Source organism: Streptomyces sp. cf386 (assembly GCF_900103585.1).
In the GTDB taxonomy this organism is placed as follows: Bacteria; Actinomycetota; Actinomycetes; order Streptomycetales; family Streptomycetaceae; genus Streptomyces.
On record NZ_FNHV01000005.1, the window covers coordinates 447780 to 466180 of the forward strand.

General features: G+C 70.7%; 15 protein-coding genes and 1 riboswitch. Of the genes, 10 read left to right on the top strand and 5 right to left on the bottom strand.

The window, feature by feature from the left end; genetic code table 11:
• Positions 1 to 58 precede the first annotated feature (58 nt).
• Positions 59 to 1069, bottom strand: coding sequence for an RNA polymerase sigma factor (locus BLU79_RS15875; RefSeq protein ID WP_177001031.1), 1011 nt, complete (start codon positions 1067 to 1069; stop codon positions 59 to 61).
• Positions 1066 to 3924, bottom strand: coding sequence for an excinuclease ABC subunit UvrA (gene uvrA / locus BLU79_RS15880; protein ID WP_093906388.1), 2859 nt, complete (start codon positions 3922 to 3924; stop codon positions 1066 to 1068). The genes BLU79_RS15875 and uvrA overlap by 4 nt, the downstream gene beginning before the upstream one ends.
• A gap of 348 nt (positions 3925 to 4272) precedes the next feature.
• On the opposite strand from uvrA, the gene BLU79_RS15885 reads away from it, so the two are divergent.
• The 7 genes from BLU79_RS15885 (at position 4273) to BLU79_RS15915 (ending at position 13459) form a co-directional block, all read left to right on the top strand.
• Positions 4273 to 5136 carry an alpha/beta hydrolase gene (locus BLU79_RS15885; protein ID WP_177001032.1) on the top strand — a complete coding sequence of 288 codons (864 nt, stop codon included), beginning with the start codon at positions 4273 to 4275 and terminating at the stop codon, positions 5134 to 5136.
• Positions 5137 to 5227: 91 nt separating this feature from the next.
• Positions 5228 to 7036 (top strand): methylmalonyl-CoA mutase family protein, encoded by a 1809-nt coding sequence (locus BLU79_RS15890; protein WP_093906390.1) that lies wholly within the window; start codon positions 5228 to 5230, stop codon positions 7034 to 7036.
• Positions 7036 to 9228: a methylmalonyl-CoA mutase gene (gene scpA, locus BLU79_RS15895; RefSeq protein ID WP_093906391.1), complete on the top strand. Its 2193-nt coding sequence runs from the start codon at positions 7036 to 7038 to the stop codon at positions 9226 to 9228. The genes BLU79_RS15890 and scpA overlap by 1 nt, the downstream gene beginning before the upstream one ends.
• Complete coding sequence (gene meaB / locus BLU79_RS15900; RefSeq protein ID WP_093906392.1) at positions 9225 to 10211, top strand: methylmalonyl Co-A mutase-associated GTPase MeaB; 987 nt, start codon at positions 9225 to 9227, stop codon at positions 10209 to 10211. Before scpA ends, meaB begins: the two co-directional genes overlap by 4 nt.
• A gap of 108 nt (positions 10212 to 10319) precedes the next feature.
• A riboswitch (cobalamin riboswitch) is annotated at positions 10320 to 10445 on the top strand.
• An 88-nt stretch (positions 10446 to 10533) separates the two neighbouring features.
• Entirely contained in the window at positions 10534 to 11577 is a 1044-nt protein-coding gene (locus tag BLU79_RS15905) for an ABC transporter substrate-binding protein (RefSeq protein ID WP_093906393.1), read from the top strand.
• The gene (locus tag BLU79_RS15910; protein WP_093906394.1) at positions 11574 to 12626 is read left to right on the top strand and encodes a FecCD family ABC transporter permease; all 1053 of its coding nucleotides are present in this window, start codon (positions 11574 to 11576) and stop codon (positions 12624 to 12626) included. The genes BLU79_RS15905 and BLU79_RS15910 overlap by 4 nt, the downstream gene beginning before the upstream one ends.
• Positions 12623 to 13459, top strand: coding sequence for an ABC transporter ATP-binding protein (locus BLU79_RS15915; protein WP_093906395.1), 837 nt, complete (start codon positions 12623 to 12625; stop codon positions 13457 to 13459). The genes BLU79_RS15910 and BLU79_RS15915 overlap by 4 nt, the downstream gene beginning before the upstream one ends.
• On the opposite strand, the gene BLU79_RS15920 is transcribed toward BLU79_RS15915, so the two are convergent.
• Positions 13418 to 14233: a methyltransferase domain-containing protein gene (locus BLU79_RS15920; RefSeq protein ID WP_093906396.1), complete on the bottom strand. Its 816-nt coding sequence runs from the start codon at positions 14231 to 14233 to the stop codon at positions 13418 to 13420. The two genes, BLU79_RS15915 and BLU79_RS15920, sit on opposite strands and share 42 nt — an antisense overlap.
• A 194-nt stretch (positions 14234 to 14427) precedes the next feature.
• On the opposite strand from BLU79_RS15920, the gene BLU79_RS15925 reads away from it, so the two are divergent.
• Together BLU79_RS15925 and BLU79_RS15930 are read left to right on the top strand one after the other, a co-directional pair.
• On the top strand, positions 14428 to 15435 hold the full coding sequence (locus tag BLU79_RS15925; RefSeq protein WP_093906397.1) for a pectate lyase family protein: 1008 nt from the start codon (positions 14428 to 14430) through the stop codon (positions 15433 to 15435).
• A 76-nt stretch (positions 15436 to 15511) separates the two neighbouring features.
• The gene (locus BLU79_RS15930) at positions 15512 to 16132 is read left to right on the top strand and encodes a hypothetical protein (protein WP_093906398.1); all 621 of its coding nucleotides are present in this window, start codon (positions 15512 to 15514) and stop codon (positions 16130 to 16132) included.
• Between the two features lie 19 nt (positions 16133 to 16151).
• On the opposite strand, the gene BLU79_RS15935 is transcribed toward BLU79_RS15930, so the two are convergent.
• Positions 16152 to 17054 (bottom strand): PhzF family phenazine biosynthesis protein, encoded by a 903-nt coding sequence (locus BLU79_RS15935; protein ID WP_093906399.1) that lies wholly within the window; start codon positions 17052 to 17054, stop codon positions 16152 to 16154.
• Positions 17055 to 17260: 206 nt separating this feature from the next.
• Here BLU79_RS15935 and BLU79_RS15940 point away from each other — a divergent pair, with 206 nt between their 5' ends.
• Positions 17261 to 17617, top strand: a complete 357-nt coding sequence (locus BLU79_RS15940) for a hypothetical protein (RefSeq protein ID WP_093906400.1) — start codon at positions 17261 to 17263, stop codon at positions 17615 to 17617.
• Positions 17618 to 17729: 112 nt separating this feature from the next.
• Here the strand turns inward: BLU79_RS15940 and BLU79_RS15945 are convergent, their stop codons facing one another.
• Positions 17730 to 18293, bottom strand: coding sequence for a GlcG/HbpS family heme-binding protein (locus tag BLU79_RS15945; RefSeq protein WP_177001033.1), 564 nt, complete (start codon positions 18291 to 18293; stop codon positions 17730 to 17732).
• Between the last annotated feature and the right edge of the window lie 108 nt (positions 18294 to 18401).

Genomic DNA, 18401 nt, shown 5'->3' on the forward strand with positions numbered 1-18401 from the left:
TGCGCTCGCCCCGGGGTTCATGGGCCGCCAACAGCCGGTCCCGCGTGACTGCCTCGACTCAGTCGTCGAGGTAGTCACGCAATGCCTGTGCGCGGGACGGGTGGCGCAGCTTGCACATCGTTTTGGACTCGATCTGCCGGATTCGTTCGCGGGTGACGCCGTAGACCTTGCCGATCTCCTCCAAGGTCCGCGGTTGGCCGCCGAAGAGCCCGTAGCGCAGCGAGATGATCCCCGCCTCGCGTGCCGTCATCTGCGCCAGGAGGCTCCGCAGGGCCTGCTGGAGGAGGGCGAAGCCGACCATGTCCCAGGGCGAGGGGGTGTCGCTGTCCATGATGAGGTCGCCGAACTCGCCGTCCCCCTCGTCGGACAGCGCTACGTGCAGGGACACGGGCTCCTTGGTGTAGCCGTCCAGTTCGGCGAGTCGCTCGACGGGCACTTCCGCCTTCTCGGCCACCTGCTCGGGAGCGGGTTCGGCTCCCGTGTCGCGGAACAGCTCTCGGCGGACCCTTGCGACCCGGTTGATGAGTTCGACGGTGTGCACCGGCACCCGGATGGTGCGGCTCTGGTCGGCCAGGGCGCGGGTGACGGCCTGTTTGATCCACCACGTGGCGTACGTGGAGAACTTGAAGCCCTTGGCGTAGTCGAACTTCTCCACGGCCCTCATCAGACCCGTGTTGCCCTCCTGGACGAGATCCAGGAACGCCAGCCCGCGGCCTGTGTACCGCTTGGCCACGGACACCACCAGGCGGAGGTTGGCCTCGATGAGGTGGGTCTTCGCCCGGTGGCCGTCCTCGGCCAGGACGCTCAGCTCCCAGCGGAAGTTCCGGTCCAGGTCGGTCCGTTCGTCGAGCAGCCGCTCGGCGTACAGTCCGGCTTCGATGCGCTGGGCGAGGTCCACCTCCTGCTCGGCGGTGAGCAGACGGACCCGGGCGATGAGCCTGAGGTAGTCCTTCACCGGGTCGGTCGAGCCGCCGGGGGTGTGGAGAAGGGCGGTCGGCTCGTCGTCCTCCGGCAGCAGCGGTTCCGCGAGGTCGGCCGGCCGGGGATCGGTCTCCGTCAGGGGGCTCATGAGGTCTCCAGCAGGTCGCGCAGGAAGCGTCCGGTGGGTGATGCCGGGTGGGCGGCGATCTGTTCCGGCGTGCCTTCGGCCACCACCCGTCCACCGCGGAGGCCTCCTTCCGGCCCCATGTCGATCAGCCAGTCGGCGGCCTTGATGACATCCAGGTTGTGTTCGATCACGACGACCGTGTTGCCGCCGTCGGCCAGCCGCTGGAGCGCCGTCAGCAACCGGTCGACGTCGGCGACATGGAGACCGGTGGTCGGCTCGTCCAGGACGTACAGGGTGCGGCCGCGGGTGCGGCGCTGCAGTTCGGCGGCCAGCTTGACGCGCTGTGCCTCGCCACCGGAGAGCGTGGTGGCCGGCTGGCCGAGCCTGACGTAGCCGAGGCCCACGTCGTGCAGGGTGCGTAGATGGCGGGAGATGATCTGGTGGCCGTCGAAGAAGTCCAGGCTCTGCGTCACCGTCATCGCCAGGACGTCGGCGATCGACCTGCCCTTGTACTGCACTTCGAGGGTTTCCCGGTTGTACTGGGCGCCTTGGCAGACCTCGCACGGCACATACACGTCGGGCAGGAAGTTCATCTCCACCTTGATCGTGCCGTCGCCGTAGCAGTGTTCGCAGCGGCCGCCCTTGACGTTGAAGGAGAACCGTCCGGGCTGGTAGCCGCGCACCTTGGCCTCCGGGGTCTGCGCGAACAGCTTGCGCAGGTGGTCGAAGACGCCGGTGTACGTGGCCGGGTTGGAGCGGGGGCTTCGGCCGATGGGCGACTGGTCGACCTGGACCACCTTGTCGATGTGTTCGGTCCCGCTGATGGTGCGGTGTCGTCCGGGGGCCTTGTGGGCGCGGTGGATCTGCCGGGCCAGGGCGGTGTGCAGGATGTCGTTGACGAGCGTCGACTTGCCCGAGCCGGAGACACCGGTGACGGCCGTGAACACCCCCAGCGGGAACGACACCGAGACGCCGCGCAGATTGTGCTCGGTGGCGTCGTGCACGGTGAGTGCGCGGTCCTCGCAGGCCGTTCGGCGCTGTGCGGGCACGGGTATCGCGCGGCGTCCGGAGAGGTAGGCGCCGGTGACGGAGTCGGGGTGGTCCAGCAGCTCCGGCACGGTGCCGCAGTGCACCACCCGGCCGCCGTCCGTGCCCGCGCCCGGGCCCATGTCGACCACCCAGTCCGCGATCCGCACGGTCTCCTCGTCGTGCTCGACCACGATCACCGTGTTGCCGCGGTCGCGCAGCCGCTTCAGGGTCTCGATCAGGCGCTGGTTGTCCCGTTGGTGCAGTCCGATGGACGGCTCGTCCAGCACGTACAGCACCCCGGACAGCCCGGCCCCGATCTGTGTCGCCAGGCGGATCCGCTGTGCCTCCCCGCCGGAGAGGGAGGCGGCGGGCCGGTCGAGGGAGAGGTAGTCGAGGCCGATGTCGAGCAGAAACCGCAGCCGCTCCCCCATCTCTGCGAGAACGGCCCCGGCGATCCACTGCTCCCCTTCCGACAGCGGCAGGTCCACCAGGAATCCGGCGAGTCGGTCGAGGGGAAGGGCACACGCCTCGGCGATGTTGCGGCCCCCGACGGTGACCGCCAGAACTCCGGGCGCCAGCCGGGCGCCACCGCAGGCCGGGCAGGGCACCTCGCGCATGTACCCGGCGAACCGGTCCCTCGGTCCGGTCCCACCGCTCTCCGCGCTCTCTGCGCTCTCGCCATAGCGGCGCTCGATGTGCGGGACGACGCCCTCGTAGCGGGTGAGATGGGAGCGCTCGCGGCCGAAGCGGTTGCGGTAGGAGAGGTGCAGTTGCCGCGGTGTTCCGTGCAGCACCTTCTTGCGTATGTCGGCGGGCAGTTCACGCCAGGGAGTGATGGTGCTGAATCCGAGTTCGTCGGCCAGGGCCTGGAGGAGTCGCGCGAAGTAGTCGGCTCCGCTGGTGTTGGTCCAGGGTGCGATCGCACCGTCGGCCAGCGACTTGGTGTCGTCGGGCACCACGCGGCCGGGGTCGACCTCCGTACGGGAACCGAGGCCGGTGCACGACGAACACGCACCCCACGGCGCGTTGAAGGAGAACAGCCTCGGCTCCAGCGACTCCAACCCGATGTCGTGGGAGCGCGGGCATGCCATCCGCTCCGAGAACAGGGTCTCCCGGTCGGATCCGTCCCGGTCGACGAACTCCACTCTCAGGACACCGCCCGCGAGCCCGAGTGCCGTCTCCACTGACTCCGTCAGCCGCTGCCGGATGCCCGGCCTGACGGCGACACGGTCCACGACCACATCGATGGAGTGCTCCTTGCGCTGGTCGAGCGCGGGAGGGGTGGACAGGGCCAGGACCTGCCCGTCCACGCGCACGCGGCTGAACCCGTCGGCGGACAGCTGCCGGAAGACCTCCGCGTGCTCGCCCCGGCGGTCACGGACGACCGGGGCGAGCACGAGGAATCGCGTGCCCTCTTCCTCGGCGAGCAGCCGGTCCACGATCCGCTGGGGCGTCTGCCGGCTCACCGGCTCACCGCACTCGGGACAGTGCGGGCGGCCGATACGGGCGTACAGCAGGCGCAGGTGGTCGTAGACCTCGGTGATCGTGCCGACCGTGGAGCGGGGGCTGCGCCCCGATGTCTTCTGGTCGATCGCGATCGCCGGGGACAGCCCCTCGATGACATCGACGTCGGGCTTGTCGAGCTGCCCGAGGAACTGTCGCGCGTAGGCCGAGAGCGATTCGACGTAGCGTCGTCGGCCCTCCGCGAAAATCGTGTCGAACGCGAGGCTCGATTTACCTGATCCGGACACCCCCGTGAATACGACGAGTGCGTCTCGCGGCAGTTCGACCGACACGTCTCGGAGGTTGTGCTGACGGGCACCTTTGACGACGAGGCGATTTCTCACTTTCTCGACGGTAGCACCGCATTACCGCTGGTGAAGGCCCATGTAGCGGCCGAAATTATTGTGATGAACATCGCCCTTGACTGACGCATCGAGCCTGTGGGCAATGAAATGCGCGACGATTTCGTCGAGCGCAAGAATTACGGCGCCTCGGCCACTTGACTTCTTGGCCGAACCCTGAGCAATCGACACCCCGCTTCGGCGGGGTTGCGGTGCAGCCATATACGGAAGGACTCATTCAGGTGGTGCGAATGATCTTGCATTGACTAGGGTCTGACGACCGATACCGGGCAACCGCCCGCGTGCCGTCACTGCAGTCGATGCCGTTCAGGCCAGAGAGTGAGCAGCCAGATGCAACCGACCTTCGTCCTGGTACACGGGGCCTTCGCGAACTCCTTCTCCTTCGCACCCCTCCAGGCCGAGCTCGGCCTCCTCGGGCACCGTTCGGTCGCGGTGGACCTGCCCGGGCACGGATTCGCGGCGACCTACCCGCGCGCCTATCAGGCGCCGCAGGATCTCGAAGGACTGGCCACCGCGCCCGGCTCGATCAAGGGCGTGACGCTCGCGGACAACGCGGCGCACCTGATCGGGATCCTGGAGCGGGCGAAGCGGAACGGCCCCGTGATCCTCGTCTCGCACAGTCGGGGCGGCGTCACGGCCACCGCGGCGGCCAACGCGCGACCGGACCTCATCGACCGCATCGTCTATGTCTCGGCCTGGTGCCCGGTCGCTCTCGACGTCGGCGACTACTACGCCGAGCCGGAGATGGCCACGGTCGACCCCGCCTCCCTGGCTCTCGCGATGGCCGGGAACCCGGCCGAACTCGGCCTGCTCCGCGTCAACTTCCGCACCGCGGACCCGGCCGCCCTCGCCGCGTTCAAGGCGGCGTTCCTCGCCGACGGCACCGACGACGAGTTCCTGACCTTCCTCAACACTTTCCAGCCCGACGAGAACCTGGACGTCGGCACCTCCGCCGACCGGGCGCAGGCCGCGACCTGGGGCCGTATCCCGAAGACCTATGTGCGGCTGGCCGACGACACGAGCCTGCCGCTCGCCCTCCAGGACCGGCTGATCCGCGAGGGCGACGCGCTCACCCCGGACAACCCGTACGACGTCCGCACGCTCGACGGCAGCCACCTGAAGTGGCTGACCGATCCGGCACCGGCGGCCCGGGTCCTTGGCGACCTCGCCGAGCTCCTGACGGCGGCGGATTGACACGAAGAGGCCGAGGTCACAGCCACGGAGAGGGCAAGGTCACAGTCGTGCCCTCTGCTGCTCCTTTGCGCCTCTGGCCTAGCATCCGAGCATGACGGTCCTGCCTGACGACGGGCTTGAGCTGGCCGCCGAGTTCCCTGATGTGTCCCACGAGCAGTGGCAGCGCCTCGTCGCTGGTGTGCTGCGCAAGTCGGGCAAGGACGTCGAGGGAGCTCAGGCCGAGGAAGCCCTGTCCACCGCGCTCGAGGACGGGTTGCGCACCCGGCCTCTGTACAGCGCGCACGATGCCGCACCCGACCCCGGCCTGCCCGGATTCGCCCCCTTCGTGCGCGGCAGTCGCGCCGAGGGGAACACGGTCGGCGGGTGGGACGTACGCCAGCGGCACACGACGGCCGACGGGGCCACGGTCCTCGCGGACCTGGAGAACGGCGTCACGTCCCTGTGGCTGGCCGTCGGCGAGGGCGGCATCCCCGTGTCGTCGCTCGGCGGGGCCCTGGACGGCGTCTATCTCGACCTGGCCCCCGTCGTCCTCGACGCCGGGCTCGAAGTCGAGCCCGCCGCCCGTGAGTTGCTGCGGCTGTACGAAGAGCGCGGCGTCGCCAAGGACGCGGCGCGCGGCAACCTGGGCGCCGACCCGCTCGGCCACGAGGCCCGTACAGGGCAGTCGTACGACTTCTCACCGGTGGCCGCTCTCGCGCGGCTGTGCGCCGAGGAGTACCCGGGGCTGCGGACGCTGACGGTGGACGCGCTGCCGTACCACGAGGCCGGTGGCTCGGCCGCGCAGGAGCTGGGCTGCTCGCTGGCGACCGGTGTCGCGTATCTGCGGGAGCTGACCGAGGCCGGGCTGAGCGTCGAACAGGCCTGTGCACAGCTGGAGTTCCGGTACGCGGCGACCGCCGACCAGTTCCTGACGATCGCCAAGCTGCGGGCCGCGCGCAGGCTGTGGGCGCGGGTGGCCGAGGTCTGCGGGGCCCCGGGCGCCGGGGCGCAACTCCAGCACGCCGTGACCTCGCCGGTGATGATGACGCGCCGCGACCCGTGGGTGAACATGCTGCGTACGACCATCGCCACGCTGGCCGCCGGGGCGGGCGGCGCCGACTCGGTCACCGTGCTGCCCTTCGACCACGCCCTCGGTCTGCCGGACGCGTTCGCGCGGCGTATCGCCCGCAACACCTCGACGATCCTCATCGAGGAGTCGCACCTGGCCCGGGTCATCGACCCGGCGGGCGGCTCCTGGTACGTGGAGCGGCTCACCGACGAACTCGCGCAGGCCGGCTGGGAGTTCTTCCAGCGGATCGAGCGCGGCGGCGGCCTGGCCACCGTCCTTCGCTCGGGGCAGCTGGGGCAGGACCTCACCGAGACCTGGCAGGCCCGCAGCGGCAGACTCGCCAAGCGGCGCGAACCCATCACCGGTGTCAGCGAGTTCCCGCACCTGGCCGAGAAGCCCGTGGAGCGGAAGCCCGCGCCCGAGCAGTCGTCCGGCGGGCTGCCGCGGGTCCGGCGCGACGAGGCGTACGAGGAACTGCGCGCCCGCTCCGACGCCCATCTCGCGGCGACCGGCTCCCGCCCGCGCATCTTCCTGGCCGCGCTCGGCCCGGCGGCCGCCCACACCGCCCGACTCACCTTCGCCTCGAACCTCTTCCAGGCGGGCGGCATCGAGGCCGTCACCGAGGGCACCTTCGAGGACAGCGGCGCCACGGAGGTCTGTCTGTGCTCCAGTGACGCCCTGTACGAGGAGGAGGCGGCGACCGTGACCGCCGAGCTGAAGGCCGCCGGTGCCTCGCACGTGTTCCTGGCGGGCCGTCCCGGGCAGTACCCCGGTGTCGACGCGTACGTCTTCGCGGGCTGCGACGCCGTCGCCGTCCTGTCCGCCACCCTTGACCGCATGGGAGTGTCCTGATGTCCGCCCCCCTTGGCCCCTCCATCCCCGACTTCTCCGGGATCGAGCTGGGGACTCCGGCTGTCGACGGCGGCGCCGACGAGTGGCGTACGGCCGTCAAGAAGGCGGCCGGCGGGGACGACCTGCTGTGGGAGACCCCGGAGGGCATCCCGGTCAAGCCGCTGTACACCGGGCAGGACCTGGAGGGCCTGGACTTCCTGGGCACCTACCCGGGCGCCGCGCCGTATCTGCGCGGCCCGTACCCCACCATGTACGTCAACCAGCCGTGGACGATCCGCCAGTACGCGGGCTTCTCCACCGCCGAGGAGTCCAACGCCTTCTACCGGCGCAATCTCGCCGCCGGCCAGAAGGGCCTGTCGGTCGCCTTCGACCTGCCCACGCACCGGGGCTACGACAGCGACCACCCGCGTGTGACGGGTGACGTCGGCATGGCGGGCGTGGCGATCGACTCGATCTACGACATGCGCCAGCTCTTCGACGGCATCCCGCTGGACAAGATGACCGTGTCGATGACGATGAACGGCGCCGTGCTGCCGGTGCTCGCGCTCTACATCGTGGCGGCGGAGGAACAGGGCGTACCGCCCGAGAAGTTGGCCGGGACCATCCAGAACGACATCCTCAAGGAGTTCATGGTCCGCAACACCTACATCTATCCGCCGAAGCCGTCGATGCGGATCATCTCCGACATCTTCGCCTTCACCTCGCAGCGGATGCCCCGCTACAACTCCATCTCCATCTCCGGCTATCACATCCAGGAGGCGGGCGCGACGGCCGACCTGGAGCTGGCGTACACGCTCGCGGACGGCGTGGAATACATCCGGGCGGGCCGGGAGGCGGGCCTGGACGTGGACGCGTTCGCGCCCCGGTTGTCGTTCTTCTGGGCGATCGGCATGAACTTCTTCATGGAGGTCGCCAAGCTGCGGGCGGCCCGGCTGCTGTGGGCCAAGCTGGTCAAGCAGTTCGACCCGAAGAACTCCAAGTCGCTTTCCCTGCGCACCCATTCGCAGACCTCGGGCTGGTCCCTGACCGCGCAGGACGTGTTCAACAACGTCACGCGCACCTGCGTCGAGGCGATGGCCGCGACGCAGGGCCACACGCAGTCGCTGCACACCAACGCCCTCGACGAGGCGCTCGCGCTGCCCACCGACTTCTCCGCGCGTATCGCCCGCAACACCCAGCTGCTGATCCAGCAGGAGTCCGGCACCACCCGGGTCATCGACCCGTGGGGCGGCAGCGCGTATGTGGAGAAGCTGACGTACGACCTCGCGCGCCGGGCCTGGCAGCACATCCAGGAGGTAGAGGCGGCGGGTGGCATGGCGCAGGCCATCGACGCCGGCATCCCGAAGCTGCGGGTGGAGGAGGCCGCGGCCCGGACGCAGGCGCGCATCGACTCCGGGCGCCAGCCGGTCATCGGCGTCAACAAGTACCGGGTCGACAGCGACGAGCAGATCGAGGTGCTCAAGGTCGACAACTCCTCCGTGCGCGCCCAGCAGATCGAGAAGCTGCGCCGACTCCGTGCGGAGCGCGACGAGCGGGCGTGCCAGGACTCGCTGGACGCGCTCACCCGGGCGGCCGGGGGCGAGGGCAACCTGCTGGAGCTCGCGGTGAACGCGGCCCGCGCGAAGGCCACCGTCGGCGAGATCTCCGACGCCCTGGAGAAGGTGTACGGCCGGCACGCGAGCCAGATCCGTACGATCTCCGGCGTGTACCGCAACGAAGCAGGCGAGTCCCCGTCCGTGGACCGCACCCGCGCTCTGGTGTCCGACTTCGAGGAGGCCGAGGGCCGCCGCCCGCGCATCCTGGTCGCCAAGATGGGCCAGGACGGCCACGACCGCGGCCAGAAGGTGATCGCCACCGCCTTCGCCGACCTCGGCTTCGACGTCGACGTCGGCCCGCTGTTCCAGACCCCGGCCGAGGTGGCCCGCCAGGCCGTCGAGGCGGACGTGCACATCGTCGGGGTGTCGTCGCTGGCGGCCGGCCACCTCACCCTCGTACCGGCGCTCAAGGAGCAGCTCGCCGAGGAGGGGCGCGAGGACATCATGATCGTGGTCGGCGGCGTGATCCCGCCGCAGGACGTGCCGACGCTCCTGGAGATGGGGGCGGCGGCCGTCTTCCCGCCCGGCACGGTGATCCCGGACGCGGCGTACGACCTGGTGCGGCGACTGTCGACCGGACTCGGGCACGACCTGTGATCGATGTCGACGCCTATGTGAAGGGCGTGCTCGACGGGAAGCGGGCGATCATCGCGCGCGCCATCACTCTCGTCGAGTCCACCCGTCCTCAACACCGGGTGCTGGCACAGGAGTTGCTCACCGAGCTGCTTCCGCACAGTGGCCGGGCGCGGCGGATCGGTGTCAGCGGGGTGCCGGGCGTGGGCAAGTCGACGTTCATCGACGCGTTCGGCTCGATGCTGACGGCGCTCGGGCACCGGGTGGCGGTGCTCGCCGTCGACCCCTCCTCAAGCCGTACGGGCGGCTCGATCCTCGGCGACAAGACCCGCATGGAGCGTCTGGCCGTGGATCCGGCGGCCTTCGTGCGGCCCTCCCCCACCGCGGGCACGCTGGGCGGGGTGGCCAAGGCGACGCGCGAGTCGATCGTGGTGATGGAGGCGGCCGGCTACGACGTGATCCTGGTGGAGACGGTCGGCGTCGGCCAGTCCGAGACCGCGGTCGCGAACATGGTCGACTCCTTCCTGCTGCTCACCCTCGCCCGTACCGGCGACCAGTTGCAGGGCATCAAGAAGGGTGTCCTGGAACTGGCCGACGTGCTCGCCGTCAACAAGGCGGACGGCCCGCACGAGCGTGACGCCCGCGCGGCGGCACGGGAATTGGCGAGCGCGCTGCGGCTGATGCACGGCAAGGACGCCGTCTGGACGCCGCCGGTGCTCAGCTGCAGTGCCCGTGAATCGACCGGTCTGGACACCGTCTGGGAGCGCCTCGAACAGCACCGCACCCTGCTGGACTCGACCGGGCGCCTCGCCGCCAAGCGCCGCGACCAGCAGGTCGACTGGACATGGAGCATGGTCCGCGACGAACTCCTCGGCCGGCTGCACGCCGACCCGGCGGTGCGGGCCCTCGCACCGGCTCTCGAACAGCAGGTCAGGGACGGGGCGTTGACGCCCACTCTGGCGGCCGAGCGCATTCTGGGGGCGCTCGGGAACTCCTACCCTTCCTGAGCACCCGGGACGTGCCCCGACCTGGGGTGTGACCTGGGAGGCTGCGGTGCCTGTGGTAGCTTGCCGAGGCCAGTCGTACCCGTGTGCGTCCCTGTACGCGCACAGGTCAGGGAATCCGGTGTGAATCCGGAGCTGACGCGCAGCGGTGAGGGCGACGGGCGGGGCAACGGCCACTGGACGGCGAACACGGTCCGGGAAGGCGTCTCGTCCGGGCGACCCCGAGTCCGAAGACCTGCTGGCGCCCTCCGGCAGCGTCAAGGGCCGGCGGGAGCACCGTACGACCGGGCTTCGCGCATGAGCCCTCGACGCCGAAGGAAGTCCCGTGCCGTTCGCACGCCCTGTCCGTCCTGCCGCCGTTCTCCTGACCGGTGCCCTGCTGCTGACCGGTTGCGGCGGCTCCTCCGACTCGTCGGCCGGGAGCGCGGCCACGGGCAAGTCCGCGGGATATCCGGTCACGCTCGACAACTGCGGCCAGAAGGTGCGCGTCGCGGCGCCTCCGCAACGGGCCGTCTCCCTCAATCAGGGCACGACCGAGATCATGCTCTCCCTCGGGCTCGCCGACCGCATGGTGGGCACCGCCACCTGGACGGACCCGGTGGCGAAGGGGCTGGAGAAGGAGAACGCGAAGGTGCGGCGGCTGGCGGACAACGCCCCGTCCTTCGAGAAGGTCCTGGACACCGAACCCGACTTCGTCGCCGCGTCCTTCGCCTCCACGCTCGGCAAGGGCGGGGTGGCCACCCGCGAGCAGTTCGAGAAGCTCGGCGTACCCGCCTACCTCTCCCCCTCCGACTGCGTCGGCAAGGACAACAGCGGCGACGGCGACGGCTCGCGCACCGAGCCGCTCACCATGGACGCGGTCTACGGCGAAGTCACCGACCTGGCAAGGATCTTCGGCGTCGAGGAACGGGGCGAGAAGCTCGTCGCCGACCTCCGGGCCCGGGTGAAGAAGGCCGCCTCCGGGCTCGACGCCAAGGACGTGACCCTCCTCTACTGGTTCGCCAACTCCCAGTCCCCGTACCTCGCGGGCTGCTGCGGCGCGCCCGGCGCCATCACCCGCGAACTCGGTGCCGAGAACGCCTTCGACGACACCCACGAGGAATGGCCCCAGGTCAACTGGGAGACGATCGCCGACCGCGACCCCGACGTCCTCGTCATCGGCGATCTGTCCCGCAAGCAGCAGACGGCCGAAACGGCCGCGCGGAAGATCGAGTTCCTGGAATCCGACCCGGTGACGAAGAACATGACCGCGGTGCGCGAGAAGCGGTACGTGCTGCTGTCCGGGCAGGCCATGAACCCGACCATCCGAACCGTCGAGGGCGTGGAGAAGGTGGCGGCGGCCCTGCGCCAGTTCGGCCTGGCCGGGTGAGCACCGCCCTGTCGGAGGTCGCCCCGGCGGCCCTGCGCGGCCTGCGCCGCACGCTGCTGTGGGCGGCCGGTCTCGCCCTGCTGGCCCTCTCCGTCGCCGTGGCGATCACCATCGGTCCTGCGGACATCGCCGTCGGGGACGTCTGGGCGACGGTGGCCGCGCATCTCGGCTGGGGCCGGGCCGAGTTGACGCCCATCCGGGACGGCATCGTCTGGAACCTGCGTCTGCCGCGCACCCTGCTCGCCGCGGTGTGCGGGGCCGGGCTGGCCGTGTGCGGGGCGGTGATGCAGTCCCTGCTGCGCAACCCGCTCGCCGACCCGTTCGTCCTGGGCGTCTCCTCGGGTGCCTCGACCGGCGCGGTCGTGGTCGTCGTTCTCGGCGCGGGCGGCGGCCTGCTGTCGGTCTCCGGTGGCGCGTTCCTGGGTGCGGTGGTCTCCTTCGGGCTGGTGCTGCTGCTCAGCCACACCCTCGGCGGCACCACGGACCGGGTGGTGCTCGCCGGGGTCGCAGCGATGCAGTTGTTCTCCGCGCTCACCTCCTTCGTGGTGATGACGGCGGCCGACGCCGAGACCACACGAGGTGTGCTGTTCTGGCTGCTCGGCTCGCTCAGCGGGGCCGGCTGGACCGATGTGGGCGTGGGGCTGGCCGCCCTGTCGGTGACCCTGCTGGTGTGCGCCGGTTACGCCCGCGCGCTCGACGCGTTCGCGTTCGGCCAGGACGCCGCCGCCTCGCTCGGCGTGCACGTGGCCCGCACCCGCATGGCCCTGCTGTGTACGACCGCCCTGCTGACGGCGGCTCTGGTCAGCTCCGCCGGGGCGATCGGCTTCGTCGGCCTGGTCCTCCCGCACGCCGTCCGCCCGTTGACCGGCCCCGGACACACCCGCCTGCTGCCCGCCACCGCCCTCGCCGGAGCGGTGTTCCTGGTCTGGGTCGACACCCTCGCCCGCACCGCCCTCGACCCGCAGGAGGTGCCGGTGGGCGTGATGACCGCGCTGATCGGCGTCCCGGCGTTCGTCCTCGTCCTCTACCGGGACAGGAGCAGCAGATGACCAACCCCAGCGCATCCTCGGGACTGCGCGCCGACCGCGTCAGCCGCAGGGCCGACGGCACCCTGATCCTGGACGGCGTCAGCCTCACCCCCCGCCCCGGCACCGTCACCGGTCTGCTCGGCCCGAACGGCTCGGGCAAGTCCACGCTGCTGCGGCTGCTCGCCGGCGTCATCGCCCCCGACTCCGGTGCCGTCACCCTGGACGACCGCCCCCTGGACCGGGCGGGCCGCCGCACCGTTGCCCAGCGGGTCGCGGTCGTCGAGCAACAGGCCGACACCCAGGTCGCGTTGACCGTCGTCGACGTCGTACGCCTCGGCCGCGTCCCGCACCGCCGGGCCTGGAGCCCCGTGACCACGGCGGACGAGGCCGCCGTCCGCTCGGCCCTGGCCCGCACCCACCTCACCGACAAGGCCGACCGGCCCTGGCACACCCTCTCCGGCGGCGAGCGCCAGCGCGTCCAGATCGCCCGCGCCCTCGCCCAGGAACCGCGCGAGCTGCTGCTCGACGAACCCACCAACCACCTCGACATCCAGCACCAGCTCGCCCTGCTGGACCTGATCACCGAACTCCGCCTGACCAGCGTCATCGCCCTGCACGACCTGAATCTGGCCGCCATGTACTGCGACCGGCTCGTCGTCCTGAAGCAGGGCCGCGTGGTGGCGAACGGCACGCCGAGGGATGTTTTGACGGAGTCCCTCATCGCCGACGTCTACGGCGTACGCGCCATAGTCAGCGCGCCCGACGGCCCGGAGGACAGCCCTCACATACGCTTCCTGGGCTCGCTCACGACCTCAGCTCACCGGGCGGCGGCGCCAGGCGGAGATCATCGGTGAGGTCGCCAGATCGAGGCCGCCCGCGGTGACGTTGGCCAGGTGGCGGTCGATCTCCCCGTCGGTGGCCAACCCCGCTGCGACGAGCCTGCCGCGCACCTGGCGGACGGTGGCCTCCTCCAGTTCGGCGCATGCTGGTGAGGTGATCGGGAAGTAGGCGTCGGCCTCGACGTCGGCCAGTCCGGCCTCGCGCAGCAGCCGCGGCAGTCTGCGCCCGTACGCCAGGTCCGCGCCGCGCTCCCGAAGCAGCTCGCGGAAGCCGCGGCGCAGCCTGTTGGCCAACTCCTGCTCGGGGCCGTACTCGTCGGGGCAGATCAGCGGCCGCAGCGCCGGGTCGGCGTCCTCCAGCAGCAGCCATCCGCCGGGGCGCAGCGCCTCGATCATCGACCGCACGGCCTGGTCACGGTCGGCGACGTGGACGAGTACGAGCCGGGCGTGGATGAGGTCGAACGGTCCCCCGGGCGGGGGCGCTTCGGCCGCGACGTCATGGCGCAGGACCTCGAAGCCCTTCGCCTCCCGCATCCAGGAGGTGTCGATGTCGGTGGCCACGACGTGCCCGCTCGACCCGACGCGCTCGGCCAGCCAGGCCGGCACGATGGCCCCACCGGCGCCGACCTCCCAGCAACGCCACCCCTCGCCGACCCCGACCGACTCGAAGTGGCGGAACGTCAACGGGTCGAAGAGCGCCGACAGTGCGGTGAACCGGTCGCCCGCTTCGGTCTGGCGATTGTCCAGGAGGTAGCCCTTGCCGGAAGTATCCCGCGCGTCCCGTGCCATGGGCCGATCATGGCACGCGGGCCATGACTCGGTTGCGACGCGAGGGCGCGGCCAGTTCGTTGACATGCCCAAGACATCTGATTAGCATCCGGACACCTTCGGAAAGCGCTTTCCAGCGTCCGTCGTTTCCCACCGTCCATGTCTCCGCCTCCGCACGACCGACAAGATCCACCCACCCCCACGGGAGGACCCCGATGAGGTCGTCGTCACGCGCCGCACGCGGCGTTCCCGCCGTCGCACTCGCCCACTTGCTCGGCGCGATGACGATGCCGGCCGGCACGGCGGCGGAGGAGCCACCGGCACCCCTGGCGGAGACTTCCCCCACCGGATTCGCCGCCGTAACCGCGCTGGGCCACAACGGCACGACCGGCGGAGCGGGCGGCCCGACCGTGACCGCCACCACCACCGAGCAGTTCCTGGAGTACATCGACACCACTGGCCCGTTGGTCATCCGGGTCCAGGGCGCGATCGACATCACGAGCAAGCAGGGTGTACGCCCGAACAAGACGATCGTCGGAGTCGGTTCCTCGGCCGTCATCAACGGCGGCGGTCTGGACTTCTACCGCTCCTCCAACGTCATCGTGCGGAACATCCGGTTCACCGGCGCCGAGGACGACGCCGTCAACGTCGGCCAGGAGTCGCACCACATCTGGATCGACCACAACGAGTTCGTCGCCCCGGTCGACGGGGCGGTCGACATCGTCCGCGGCTCCGAGTACGTCACCGTGTCGTGGAACTGGTTCAACAAGACCGACAAGAGCATGCTGCTCGGCCACTCCGACGCCAACAGCGGCCAGGACACCGGGAAGTTGAAGGTCTCCATCCACCACAACTTCTTCGACGGCTCCAGGCAGCGGCATCCGCGGGTGCGGTTCGGCGAGCCGGTGCACGTCTACAACAACTACTACCGGGGCACCGCGATCTACGGTGTCGCGTCGACCATGAACGCGGGCGTGCTGGTCGAGGGCAACTACTTCGACGCCGTCCCCCACCCCTGCCACTCCGCCGGCGGCTACGACGAGTCGGGACCGGGCCGACTGGTCCAGCGGGACAACGTCTTCGCGGGTGCCGGTGTCGGCGCCTGCGAGACCAACGGCACCGTGACCGAGCCGCGCACGTACTACGCGTACGCGCTGGACCCGGCGACCGATGTGCCCTCCCTCGTCCGGGCCGGGGCGGGAGTAGGGAAGATCGGCACCTGAACCACCGTCGCCCCCACACACACGCGACGGCCAACCCCCCACAGGAGGAACCCCGATGAGTGCACGACGAGCCCCGATGCCCACCGGGCGCACACCCATACCCTGGCGCAACAAGGCGGTGGTGGCCACCCTCGCGGCCACCCTGCTGGCAGGCCCGGGCATCGCGCAGGCGACCCCGCAGACCGCGTCGGCATCCCAGGAACAGGTGTCGGCGGCGGCCACCATCACCTGGACCCTCGAACGGGCGAGCAACCCCACCCAGGACCAGCTGACGGCCTACGACCTCATCACGAAGGCCATGAACGCAGCGGTCGCCCGCTACAACAACGTCAGCGACCTGGGCAAGGCCATCACCGTCCGCTACGACCCGGGTGTGCCCACCGCCGACGGCAACATCAACGGCACCATCCGCTTCGGCAACCGCGGCTACATGACCGAGCGCACCGCGCTGCACGAGATCGCCCACACCATCGGCGTGGGGACGAGCTCGGGCTGGTCCCGTCTCGGTGGCAGCGGCACCTGGACGGGTGCGCAGGCCACGGCACTGGTCCGGCAGTTCGACGGTTCGAGCGCCAAAGTGTCCACCGGCGGCGGCCACTTCTGGCCGTACGGCCTGAACTACGACAACGAGTTCTCGAACACGGCGGCCGACCGCCATGTCCAGATCGTCGCCGCCATGGTGCGCGACGGGCTGTGAGCCGAGGCTCCTCCACGCCTTACCGGGGTATGCGCGTGCCTGCGCCGCTGACCCGGACCCTCGGGTCGTCTGCGTGCAGGGTCACGGTCAGCACACCCGGCCTGCCCATGTCCTCGCCCTGGTGCAGGGTCAGCACCGACTCCTGGGGCACCAAGGCGAGTTCACGGGCGTAGGCGCCGAAGGCGGCGGCTGCGGCACCGGTGGCCGGGTCCTCCACGACACCGCCGATCGGGAAGGGGTCGCGGACATGGAAGACGGTGTCCGCGGCCCGCCACACCAACTGCACGGTCGTCAGGTCCAGCTTCCGCATCAGGGCGGCGAGCCGCTCGAAGTCGTACGAGAGGTCCGCGAGCCGTTCCCGGCTGCCGGCGCCCAGCACCAGATGCCGGGCACCGGCGAAGGCGATACGCGGCGGCAGCAGCGGGTCCAGGTCGACCGACGGCCAGTCCAGCGCCGCGAGCGCCTCGGACAGGTCCTCCGGGGCGATCTCCTCGATACGGGGCTCCACGCTCGTCAGCGTCGCCCGGAGCGTGCCGTCCGCATCGGCGGTGACGGTCACCGGCACCGTGCCCGCCCGGGTGGCGAAGACCAGGTCTCCCGAACCGATCCGCTCGGCCAGGGCCACGGCGGCGGCGACGGTGGCATGGCCGCAGAAGGGCACCTCGGCGAGAGGACTGAAGTACCGAACGGCGAAGGCCCGACCGGGCGCCCCGGCCAAACCCTCGGGTTCCCCGGCCAGTCCCTCGGGCGGCCCGGTCAGGAACGCCGACTCGCTGTACCTCAGCCGGGCGGCGATCGCCAACATCGCCGCGTCGTCGAGTCCGGAGGCGTCCAGGACGACGCCCGCCGGGTTCCCGCCTTCCGGGTGGGACGAGAAGGCGGTGTAGTGCAGCACATCGGTGACCTGCTCATTGGTCGTCATGCCGTACGACAACCAACGCGCCGGAGCGCGGATTCCCGGCGGTGCGTCAGAACTCGGCCGAAGCCGCTGTGGCGCATGAGTTGTGGAATGTTCAATGATCCGGAGCGGCCTTTTCGCTCAACAGTTCGCCAACCGTTTCGGCAACCGTTTCGAGGCACCCCCACTCCGGCGCACCGAGTGCCGGAGCCGAGAATCCGGAGTTCTTCATGCGTCTTCGTCCCGCTCTCCGCCGTACCCGCGCCACCCGCGTCGCCGCCCTGGCCGCAGGGCTCGCCGCGGCCGGCGCGCTGACCCTGACGGCCCCCGCGTCGGCCGCGGCCCAGGCCGATGTCACAGCCACCCTCCGCGTCACGATCACCGACGGGGACTCGGTCATGACGCAGACCGCGGGCGTCTACACCTGCCACAGCGGCTTCACCGTCGGCCAGGTGAAGGACATCTCCGTCACCGTGCCCGCCGGCCAGTGGGTCCAGGTGTTCAGCAGCCACGGCTGCTACGACTCCCTCAACATCAGCGGCGCCACCATCGAGACCGACGGACAGGTCATCAGTTTCACGTTGTGACCGATCAGGCGCGGCCCTGAGCGCTGAGCCGGACCCGCAGCCGCCCTCCGCGCATCCGGCTCACCACGCTCGTCACCGCCCCCGGAGCACATGTACCCCGCACTCAACGTGCCTAGCGGCCCACCGCGTCCGCCCCCGCCTGCGCGAACTTCTCGTCCAGCGCCCCGGACGGGGCTCCCGCGACGCCGATGCCGGCGATCGGGGCGTTGCCCGCGGTGACGGGGACGCCGCCCGCGAGGAACAGGGTGCCGGGGATGTCCTTCAGGTTCGGGGCCTGCTCCAGGCGCTCGGCCAGCTGAGAGGTGGGGGCGTTCCAGGAGACCGCGGTGAACGCCTTGCGCTCGGCGGACTCGTAGGACTGCGGGCCGGCGCCGTCGCCGCGCAGGGTGACGATCGTGTTGCCGTTGCGGTCGACGACGGCGACCGTGACGCGCTGGTTCTCCTTCTCGGCGGCGTCGAGCGCGGCCTGCGCGGCCTTGGTGGCGGCGTCGATCGTCAGATGGGTGGAGGTGGTGGTGGCCCGGGCCGAGGCGGCAGCGGCGGCGGCAGGCTCCGCGGCGGGCGCCGAGGCGTTCGCGGACACCGCACCGAAGCCCGCCACGGCGACGACGGCGAGCACGGCACCGCCGGTGGCGACGCGAGCGCGGCGGGAGAACTTCTTGTGCACGGGGTTCATGGGTCGGTCGACTCCTTCGGTGGGCGGGCGGCCCGGTTGCCGCCCCGCTTCGTCCGCTCCCCACCCTCGGCCCGGAACAGGGCTCGCACGGTCGACGTTCCGGCTGTC